Below are 9,809 nucleotides of genomic sequence, written 5' to 3' on the forward strand. Positions count from 1 at the left end.
CACTCCTCCTCCGGCCGCCCACCGTTGATCCACTGCTGGGCCGCCTCGATCGCCTGCTCACGGGTCGTCACGCGGTCGCTCTCCTTAAGAGCCGGATGGGGTGGTTTCAGCCTAACGGGACCCGCTCCATCCGGGCGCGGGGCTCCGGCCGGCCGCATCCGGGTCCAGCACCGCAAGAACTCCACCCGAGGCCGCTCGGCAGCGCTGCCGGGCCCACCGCCGACGTACCGCCGTCCCGCCCGCTCCGGACGCCCTCCCCAGCGGACGGAGCTGCCGCCCCGTCAGCGCTTCCGACCGTCCCGTGACCGCCGCATCCGCCGGGTCTCGGCTGTGACACCACCGCTACGACGGCACCTCCGAGGCAGACCCCGGCCGCCGATAGACTGGGCCCGCACCGGTTCGCCCCGGTCCGACCTCATCTGCCGCGCAATGTCGCACAGCAGCGACGCCCTGACGCCCTCGCGGCGGCCGGGGCATCAGCGGAAGGCATGTGAACCTCTTGTCAGCCCCCGGCCCCGCCGACCCGGTCCAGGGCCCCGCCGCCCCGCCGCCGAACCCCGCCGGTCCAGTACCCGGCCCGGTCCCCGGTCCGGCGGGACCCGCCGACTCCGGCCGCTCCCCGGCCTGGTGGGCCCACGCCGCCCGTCCGGCCAGGCCGCCGCTGCCCGGGACGCTGATGATCCGGGCCGCGCTCGGGATGGGGACCCCGCTCCTGCTCGGCCTGCTCCTGGGCCGGCTCGACCTCGGCGTCTTCGCCGGCCTCGGCGCGATGCACGCGACCATGAACGACCGCGTCGAGCCGACCCGGCTGCGCGCGCCGAGGATCGCCACCGCCCTGCTCGCCTCCTCCCTCGGCATGCTGATCGGCGCCGCCCTCCAGCACGCGGGCAGCGGTCCGGTGACCGTCGGCCTCGCGCTGACCGCCGTCGCCTTCGCCTCCGGCGCGATCAGCGCCACCGGGCCGAGCGGTTCGGCGTCCGGGATGCTGCTGCTGGTCTCGGCCTCCCTCGGCGGCGGCATGGCGCTGCCGCACCCGTGGTGGGCGGCGCCGCTGATGATGCCGGTCGGCGCCGGGTACGTGGTCCTGCTCGGCCTGCCCCACCGCGCCCACGGCACCTTTCCCCGCTCCGACCCCCGCCGCCGCGCCCTGGCGGCCGCGTACGAGGCGCTCGGCGACACCCTCGCCGCACTCGGCACGTCGCAGGGCGCGGCCTCCCGCCAGGTGCTGACCGCCCGGCTGAACCAGCTCCAGGACCTGCTGCCGCACGCCCGCCCCGGCCGCCAGGAGCCGGACCACGTCCAGCGGCTGCGCCGGATGTACGAAGCGGGGCTGGCCGCGACCGAGACGGCCAGCGGACTGCTCTGGGCCTGGCGCCCGGTCCCGCCCGCCGTGGCCGCGCTGCCCGGGCAGCTGGCCCGGGCGGTGCTCGGCGGACCGCAGCCCGACTACCCGGACTGGGTGCCCGACACCCCGGCCCTCAAGGCCCTGGACGTCGCCCTGCGCGCCGCGACCGACACCGTGGCGGGCCGCCCCGCCGAACTCGGCACCGCACCCGCACCACCCCCCGACCCGTGGCGGCTGCGGGTCGGGCTGCTCTCCCGGGGCTCGGTCCGGTACGGCCTGCGGGTCGCGCTCTGCATCGCGGTGGCGGAGGCGACGACCGCCGCACTGCCGCTCAACCGCAGCTACTGGGTGCCGATGACGGTCGCCTTCGTCCTCAAGCCGGACCTGGGCTCGGTCTTCCTGCGGGCCGTCAGCCGCTCGGTCGGCACGGTCCTCGGTGTGGCGGTGACGGCCGCGCTGCTGCTGGCCACCACCGACAAGTGGGCGCTGGCACTGATCGCCTCGGTCTGCGTCGCGCTGCTGCCGTACTCGGCGGCCGCGCACTACGGGCTGAACACCGCCGTGATGACGCCGATGGCCCTGGTCCTGGTCCAGCTCGGCGGGGAGAGCGGGGCGGCCGAGTTCTGGCCGAGGGTCCTGGACACCGTCCTGGCCAGCGTGATCGTGCTGGTCTTCGGCTACCTGCTGTGGCCCGAGCGGCCCCCGCACCGGATCGAACCCCGGCTGGTCACCGCCGCCACCGCACTGCGCGAGTACCTGGCCTCGGTGGTCGAGTCCCCGCAGGCGCCGGTCGCCGAGGTCTGGCTGCGCCGTACCGCCTACCGGGCGCTGGCCGACGCCCGCCAGGAAGTGCAGCACGGGCTCACCGAGCCTCCGCCCGCCGGACGGCTCGCCGCCCGGTGGCTGCCCGCGACCGCCGCCCTGGAGCGTCTCAGCGGCGCGGTCGCCGCGTACGCCGCCCAGATCCGCTACGGCGACCGGTCCCCCGAACCCGCCGAGATCCAGCGGGTGTTCAACGCCCTCGACCGCCTGACGGCTGCCGCCCGCACCCACCATCCGCCGACCGGAAGGGCCGCCCGCCCCACCGGCCCGCACGACCCCTCCCGCAGCGCCATCGGCCGGGCCGCCGACGAACTCGACGTCCTGCTCGGCCACTAGCCCCGGCAGGTCCGGGCCCCTCCGTGGCTCCGGCGCCCGGCCGCACCCCGGACGGCGGCCGTTTCACGCGGTCACCCGCGCCGCCGGCCGCCGCCGCGCAGCAGGCCCTCAGACCTGCTCGGCGAGCTCCAGCCAGGCCAGCTCCAGCTCCTCCTTCTCCTCCCGGACCTTGCGCAGCTGGGCGTCCAGCTCCGCGACCTTGGAGAAGTCGGCGGCGTGGTCGGCGAGTTGGGTGTGCAGCTTGGACTCCTGCTGGTCCAGCTTGGCGATCTGGCGCTCCAGCTTCTGCATCTCCTTCTTGGCCACCCGCTGGTCCGCGGCCGGCTTCGCCGCGACCGGAGCGGCGACCGCCGGGGCCGCCGCCTCGGCCAGCTGCGCACGCCGCTGCAGGTACTCGTCGACCCCGCCGGGCAGCATCCGCATCCGGCGGTCCCCGAGCAGCGCGTACGCGGTGTCGGTGGTCCGCTCGATGAAGAAGCGGTCGTGGCTGATCACGACCATCGAGCCGGGCCACCCGTCGAGCAGGTCCTCCAGCTGGTTGAGGGTCTCGATGTCGAGGTCGTTGGTGGGCTCGTCCAGGAACAGCACGTTGGGCTCGTCCATCAGCAGGCGCAGCAGCTGCAGGCGGCGGCGCTCACCACCCGACAGGTCGCCGACCGGCGTCCACTGCTTGTCCTTGGTGAAGCCGAACTGCTCGCACAGCTGACCGGCGCTCATTTCCCGGCCCTTGCCGAGGTCGACCCGCCCGCGCACCTGCTCGACGGCCTGCAGCACCCGGATCTCCGGGTCCAGCTCGTGCACCTCCTGCGAGAGGTACGCCAGCCGCACCGTCTTGCCGACCTTGATCACACCGCCGGAGGGCTGGACGTCGCCCTCGGTGGCGAAGGCCACCTGCATGGCCCGCAGCAGCGAGGTCTTGCCCGCGCCGTTGACGCCGAGCAGGCCGATCCGGTCGCCGGGGCCGAGCTGCCAGGTGAGCCGCTCCAGCAGCAGCTTCTCCCCGGCCTTGACGGTGACGTCCTCCAGGTCGAAGACCGTACGGCCCAGCCGGGCGTTGGCGAACTTCATCAGCTCGCTCTTGTCGCGCGGCTCCGGGACGTCGGCGATCAGCGCGTTGGCGGCCTCGATCCGGTAGCGCGGCTTCGACGTACGGGCGGGGGCGCCGCGGCGCAGCCAGGCCAGCTCCTTGCGGGCCAGGTTCTGCCGCTTCTGCTCCTCGGTGGCCTCGATCCTGGAACGCTCGGCGCGGGCGAAGACGTAGTCGGAGTAGCCGCCCTCGTACTCGCGGACCTCGCCGCGCTGGACGTCCCACATCCGGGTGCAGACCTGGTCGAGGAACCACCGGTCGTGGGTGACGCAGACCAGCGCGGAGCGGCGCTTCTGCAGGTGCTGGGCGAGCCAGGCGATGCCCTCGACGTCGAGGTGGTTGGTCGGCTCGTCCAGGACGATCAGGTCGGGCTCGCCGAGCAGCAGCTTGGCCAGCGCGATCCGGCGGCGCTCGCCACCGGAGAGCGGGCCGATCACGGTGTCCAGCCCGTCCTTGAAGCCGGGCAGGTCGAGGCCGCCGAACAGGCCCTGGACGATGTCGCGGATCCGGCTGTCGCCGAGCCACTCGTGGTCGGCGCGGTCGGCGATCACCTCGTGCCGGATGGTGGCCTTCGGGTCGAGCGAGTCGTGCTGGGTGAGCACCGCGAGGTTCAGACCACCGGAGTGGGTGATCCGGCCGGTGTCCGGTTCCTCCAGCTTGGCGAGCATCCGGATCAGGGTGGTCTTGCCGTCGCCGTTGCGGCCGACGACCCCGATCCTGTCTCCCTCGCTGACGCCGAGGCTCACCCCGTCGAGTAGAGCCCGCGTGCCGTAGACCTTGGTGACGGACTCGATGGTGGCGAGATTGACGGCCACTGCTGCTGCGCTCCTGGGAGGGGTCGGGAGTGTTCTCCGAGCTACCAGCCTAGTGGTCGCCGTGCCACGGACGGGCTACGAGAAGATCGTCTCGGCCGCGGCCGGCCCGATCGACCCCGTGTACAGCAGCGCGGCGGCGGCCGGGAAGGCCCGGGAAAAGGCCGAGGACCAGCGGGATCGGCGCCCCCGGGGCTGCGGGTCACCACGCAGCCCGATGCCCTCCCCGACCTGGACCTTCCGCGGCCCCAGCACCGGGAACAGCAGCAGGAACGCGGCGCCGCACCGGCTGCGTGCTGCCCCGTCTCGCCCCTCCGTCGCCTCGGTCCCGACGCGGGTACCGCCCGGATCGGCAGGCCGGGTCCTCAGCGGACCCGAGCACCCGCCACGGGCCCGTACGTCGGGTGGGCGGCCCGGCAAGTCCCGGATGCCTCAAGGGACTTGGCGATGGCGACGGCTGCTTCGGCGTCCTTGGCGAGGAAGGCGCAGGTCGGCCCGGAGCCGGAGACCAGGGCACCGATCGCCCCGGCCTCGGTACCGGCTCGCAGGGTGTCCGCGAGCGCGGGGCGCAGCGACAGCGCGGGGGCTTGGAGGTCGTTGACCAGAGCGGCGGCCAGTGCGGCCGGGTCGCCGTCGGCGAGCGCCGCGAGCAGCGCCGGGTCGGCGTCCGGGGTGGGGACGTCGGCCTCCGACGAACCGGTGCCCGCCTGCTCCCGCAGGCGGTCGCACTCGCGGAAGACCGCCGGGGTGGAGAGGCCGCCGTCGGCGACCGCGAAGACCCAGTGGAACGTACCGGTGACCGGCAGCGGCTGCAGGATCTCACCCCGCCCGCGCCCCAGGGCGACCCCGCCGACCAGCGCGAACGGCACGTCCGAACCGAGCTCGGCGGCGAGCTCCAGCAGGGTCTCGAACGGCGTGTCCAGGCCCCACAGCGCATCGCAGGCCACCAGCGCGGCGGCACCGTCCGCGCTGCCGCCCGCCATGCCGCCCGCGACCGGGATGGCCTTGGCGATGTGCAGCCGGACGTTCGGTGTGAGGCCGTGGTGGGCGGCCAGCAGCCGGGCCGCACGGGCGGCGAGGTTGCTGTCGTCCAGCGGGACGCTCGCGGCGTCGGGGCCGGTGCAGGTGAGCGTGACGCCCTCCCCGGCCTCCCCGGCCTCGGCGGTCACCTCGTCGCCGAGGGCGACCGCGAAGAAGACGTTGGCCAGGTCGTGGAAGCCGTCGGCGCGCAGGCCGCCGACACCCAGCTGGACGTTGACCTTGGCCGGCACCCGTACCGTGATCACTGCTCGTCCGCCTTCGGCTTGTGCTCGGCGATGGCCGCGAACTGCTCCACCGTCAGCATCTCGCCGCGCAGCTTGTGGTCGATCCCGGCACCGGCCAGCGCCTGCTCGGCGGCGGCGGGGGAGCCGGCCCAGCCGGCCAGCGCGGCCCGCAGGGTCTTGCGGCGCTGGGCGAACGCCGCGTCCACCACCGCGAAGACCTCCGTGCGGCTGGCCGAGGTCTTCGGCGGCTCCCGGCGGATCAGCGAGACCAGGCCGGAGTCCACGTTCGGCGCGGGCCAGAAGACGTTGCGGCCGATCGCCCCGGCCCGCTTCACGTCCGCGTACCAGTTGGCCTTGACCGACGGCACCCCGTACACCTTGTTGCCGGGCTTGGCGGCGAGCCGGTCGGCGACCTCGGACTGCACCATCACCAGGGTGCGCTCGATGCTGGGGAAGGTGGCCAGCATGTGCAGCAGCACCGGGACGGCCACGTTGTAGGGGAGGTTGGCGACCAGCGCGGTCGGCGCGGGGCCGGGCAGCTCGGTGACCTCCATGGCGTCGCTGAGCACCAGGCTGAAGCGCTCGGCCCGCTCGGGCATCCGGGCTGCCACCGTGGTCGGCAGGTGCTGAGCCAGCAGCGGGTCGATCTCCACCGCCGTGACGTGCTCGGCGACCTCCAGCAGCGCCAGCGTCAGCGACCCGAGCCCCGGACCGACCTCCACCACCGCGTCCTCGGCCGTCACCCCGGCGGCCCGGACGATCCGCCGCACGGTGTTGCCGTCGATCACGAAGTTCTGCCCGCGCTGCTTGGTCGGCTTCACGCCGAACGCGGCCGCCAGTTCCCGGATGTCGGCCGCGCCGAGGAGGTGACTGTCGGAAGGGGTGGGGTCAGTGCTGCTCACCCCGCAAGGATACGGGCGGGAGCGGTGCTCAGAGTTCGACGACCTGCTTGAGGTCGATCTCGACGGGGTACGGCAGCGAGGTGCGCAGCACGCCTTCGTGCTGGGCGACCGGGAGGTAGACGCCCTTCTCCTCGTCCCGGTGGAACTCGTGGACGATCGGGAGGTTGTCCAGTCCCCGCTCGACCCGCCAGTAGTAGGGGATCTTCTTCTCGGCGTACTGGCCGGGCCTGCGGAAGCGGTCGGCGGCCCGGGAACCGGGTGAGACGACCTCGACCGCCAGCACCACGGACTCGGGTGGAGTGCGCTCCACCTCGAAGAAGTCGAGGCCGGTCTTGTCGATGACGGCAACGTCAGGTCGGGTCACGTTGTACTCGTCGAGCAGCACACACCGCTCCACGTTCACGACGTAGGGCGCGACTCGCGCGCTGGTCAGCGCGATGAGCAGCTGGTCCCGCACCTGGTCGTGCCACCACTTCGTCTGCCCTCGGACCACGACGACTCCGTCCACCAGATCCCAATCGAACGGCAGATCCAGATCCTTGACCTGCTCGTACGTCCAGCCCTGGGCCGGCGGATGCATCCAGTCGACAGGCTCGGCGGTCATCGCCACCTCCCTCACTGCACTCATGCTGACCAGCATGGCGGCACAGCAAGAGTGCCGAATCGTTTCTCCACAACCCGGTCTCTGTGCGAGTCGGTTCAGTACCCGAACGCCCGCGCCGTGTTCGCCGCGATCGCCGTCGCCAGCTCGTCCTCGTGCAGATCCAGGGTCGCAGCCATCGAGCGGACCGTGACCGGGATCAGGTACGGCGCGTTGGGGCGGCCCCGGTACGGGTGCGGGGTGAGGAAGGGGGCGTCGGTCTCGACCAGGATCCGGTCCAGCGGGGTGGTGCGCAGGGCGTCCCGCAGCGGCTGGTTGGCCTTGAAGGTGACCGGTCCGGCGAAGGAGAGGTACCAGCCGTGCTCGGCGCAGACCTTGGCCATCTCGGCGTCGCCGGAGTAGCAGTGGAAGATCGTCCGCTCGGGCGCGCCCTCCTCCAGCAGGACGGCGATGACGTCCTCGTGCGCGTCCCGGTCGTGGATGACCAGCGCCTTGCCGTACCGCTTGGCGATCTCGATGTGGCGGCGGAAGGACTCCTTCTGGATGTCCACGCCTTCGGGCCCGGTCCGGAAGTAGTCCAGTCCGGTCTCGCCGACGGCCCGCACCTGCGGCAGCGCCGCCAGCGCGGCTATCTCGGCGAGCGCCGCGTCGAGCGCCGCCGCGCCCCCGGGCTCACGCTGCTGCCCGGACCAGCCGTCGGGGTCACCGAGGAAGATCCTCGGCGCCTCGTTGGGGTGCAGCGCGACGGCCGCGTGCACCTGCTCGAACTCCTCGGCCAGGGACACCGCCCAGCGCGAACCGGGCAGGTCGCAGCCCACCTGGACGACCGTGGTCACCCCGACCGAGGCGGCCTTGGCCAGGCCCTCGGCGGGGGTGCCGGACTGCATGTCCAGGTGGGTGTGCGAGTCGGCCACCGCCACCGCCAGCGGCTCGGGCAGCGGCGGCGGGGTGGTCCGGTCGGCGTCCTTGGCGTTGGCCATCAGGCTGCGGGCTTCTCTTCCAGGCGGGGGAACAGGATGTCGCCCTTGGTGACGGTGGAACCGACGGGCAGCCGGCCCCAGTCGGCGACGGTGGCGATGGTCTGCGCGCCCAGCGCGCCCAGCGACTCCTCCGCGCCGAGCGAGTCCCACAGCTTCTGCGAGGCGACCGGCATCAGCGGGTTGAGCAGCACGGCGGTGGCCCGCAGCGCCTCGGCGGCGGAGTAGAGGATGGTGGCGAGCCGCGCCTGGCCCTCGTCGGAGGTGTCCTTGGCGACCTTCCACGGCTCCTGCTCGGTCAGGTAGCCGTTGACCAGCTTGACGAAGTCGAAGACCGCCGCGATGCCGCCCGCGAAGTCCAGCTCCTCGCCGATCTTCCGGTCGGCCAGCCCGGTGGCCTTCACCAGCGCGTCGGCGACGGCCTGCTCGGCGTCCCCGTGCGCGGTCGCGGCGGGCAGCGCGCCCTCGAAGTACTTGCCGACCATGGCCGCGACCCGCGAGGCCAGGTTGCCGAAGTCGTTGGCCAGCTCGGAGGTGTACCGGGCGGTGAAGTCCTCCCAGGAGAACGAGCCGTCGGTGCCGAACGGAATCGCCCGCAGGAAGTAGTAGCGGTACGCGTCCACGCCGAAGTGCGAGGTCAGGTCGGTCGGCGCGATACCGGTCAGGTTGGACTTGGACATCTTCTCGCCGCCGACCATCAGCCAGCCGTTGGCGACGACCCGCTTGGGCAGCGGCAGACCCGCGGCCATCAGCATCGCGGGCCAGATCACCGCGTGGAAGCGCAGGATGTCCTTGCCGACCAGGTGCACCGAGGCCGGCCACAGCTCGGCGAAGCGCTCCGGGTCCGCGCCGTAGCCGGCCGCGGTGATGTAGTTCTGCAGCGCGTCCACCCACACGTACAGCACGTGCTTCTCGTCCCAGGGCAGCGGCACGCCCCAGTTGAAGGTGGAGCGGGAGATCGACAGGTCCTTGAGGTCCTGCTCGACGAAGCGCAGCACCTCGTTGCGCGCGGAGGCGGGCGCGATGAAGTCGGGGTTCTGGGCGTAGAACTCCAGCAGCTTCGGGCCGTACGCGGAGAGCCGGAAGAAGTAGTTCTCCTCCTCCAGCCACTCGACCGGCCGCTTGTGCACGGCGCAGAGCTTCTCGTCCTCGCCCGCACCGGGCAGCAGGTCGCCGGGCAGCTTGTACTCCTCGCAGCCCACGCAGTACCAGCCGGAGTAGCCGCCCTTGTAGATCTCGCCCTTGTCGTACAGGTCCTGGACGAACTCCTGGACGCGGTCGGTGTGCCGCTTCTGGGTGGTCCGGATGAAGTCGTCGTTGGCGATGTTCAGGTGCTGCCAGAGCGGCTTCCACGCCTCCTCGACCAGCTTGTCGCACCACTCCTGCGGGGTGACGCCGTTGGCGTCCGCGGTGCGCAGGATCTTCTGACCGTGCTCGTCCGTACCGGTCAGGTACCACACCTGCTCGCCCCGCTGGCGGTGCCAGCGGGTCAGCACGTCGCCCGCGACGGTCGTGTACGCGTGGCCCAGGTGCGGGCGATCGTTCACGTAGTAGATCGGGGTGGTGACGTAGTACGCCGAGTTCGAGCGCTCGGTGGTGCTGTGGTCTTCAGTGGCCGCCATGCTCAGAAATCTTAGCCGCGCGAAGGAACCACCCTCGACC

The 9,809-nt window shown here is 72.7% G+C and carries 7 protein-coding genes; 1 reads left to right on the forward strand and 6 read right to left on the reverse strand.

The features are described from left to right. The first annotated feature begins 490 nt into the window (after positions 1–490). Entirely contained in the window at positions 491–2,503 is a 2,013-nt protein-coding gene (locus UK12_RS44625; protein ID WP_045306452.1) for an FUSC family protein, read from the forward strand. Between the two features lie 108 nt (positions 2,504–2,611). On the opposite strand, the gene UK12_RS30540 is transcribed toward UK12_RS44625, so the two are convergent. The 6 genes from UK12_RS30540 to metG all read right to left on the reverse strand — a co-directional run bounded on the left by UK12_RS30540 (position 2,612) and on the right by metG (position 9,769). Next, positions 2,612–4,405: an ABC-F family ATP-binding cassette domain-containing protein gene (locus tag UK12_RS30540; RefSeq protein ID WP_045306453.1), complete on the reverse strand. Its 1,794-nt coding sequence runs from the start codon at positions 4,403–4,405 to the stop codon at positions 2,612–2,614. Between the two features lie 362 nt (positions 4,406–4,767). Then, positions 4,768–5,685 (reverse strand): 4-(cytidine 5'-diphospho)-2-C-methyl-D-erythritol kinase, encoded by a 918-nt coding sequence (locus tag UK12_RS30550; RefSeq protein ID WP_197085295.1) that lies wholly within the window; start codon positions 5,683–5,685, stop codon positions 4,768–4,770. After that, entirely contained in the window at positions 5,685–6,569 is an 885-nt protein-coding gene (gene rsmA, locus UK12_RS30555; protein ID WP_045306456.1) for a 16S rRNA (adenine(1518)-N(6)/adenine(1519)-N(6))-dimethyltransferase RsmA, read from the reverse strand. The genes UK12_RS30550 and rsmA overlap by 1 nt, the downstream gene beginning before the upstream one ends. 28 nt (positions 6,570–6,597) lie before the next feature. Beyond that, positions 6,598–7,197 (reverse strand): Uma2 family endonuclease, encoded by a 600-nt coding sequence (locus UK12_RS30560; protein WP_045306459.1) that lies wholly within the window; start codon positions 7,195–7,197, stop codon positions 6,598–6,600. A gap of 71 nt (positions 7,198–7,268) precedes the next feature. Continuing rightward, positions 7,269–8,150, reverse strand: a complete 882-nt coding sequence (locus UK12_RS30565) for a TatD family hydrolase (protein ID WP_045306457.1) — start codon at positions 8,148–8,150, stop codon at positions 7,269–7,271. Further along, a complete protein-coding gene (gene metG / locus UK12_RS30570; RefSeq protein WP_045306458.1) occupies positions 8,150–9,769 on the reverse strand; it encodes a methionine--tRNA ligase in 1,620 nt (539 codons plus the stop codon). Before metG ends, UK12_RS30565 begins: the two co-directional genes overlap by 1 nt. Between the last annotated feature and the right edge of the window lie 40 nt (positions 9,770–9,809).

Origin of the sequence: Saccharothrix sp. ST-888, from assembly GCF_000955975.1 — a bacterium.
Classification (GTDB): Bacteria; Actinomycetota; Actinomycetes; order Streptomycetales; family Streptomycetaceae; genus Kitasatospora.

Bases quoted from the DNA above. Each gene is read 5' to 3' on its own strand.
- UK12_RS30565 (WP_045306457.1), bottom strand. From the start codon at position 8,150: ATGGCCAACGCCAAGGACGCCGACCGGACCACCCCGCCGCCGCTGCCC.
- metG (WP_045306458.1), bottom strand. From the start codon at position 9,769: ATGGCGGCCACTGAAGACCACAGCACCACCGAGCGCTCGAACTCGGCG.
- UK12_RS30560 (WP_045306459.1), bottom strand. From the start codon at position 7,197: ATGAGTGCAGTGAGGGAGGTGGCGATGACCGCCGAGCCTGTCGACTGG.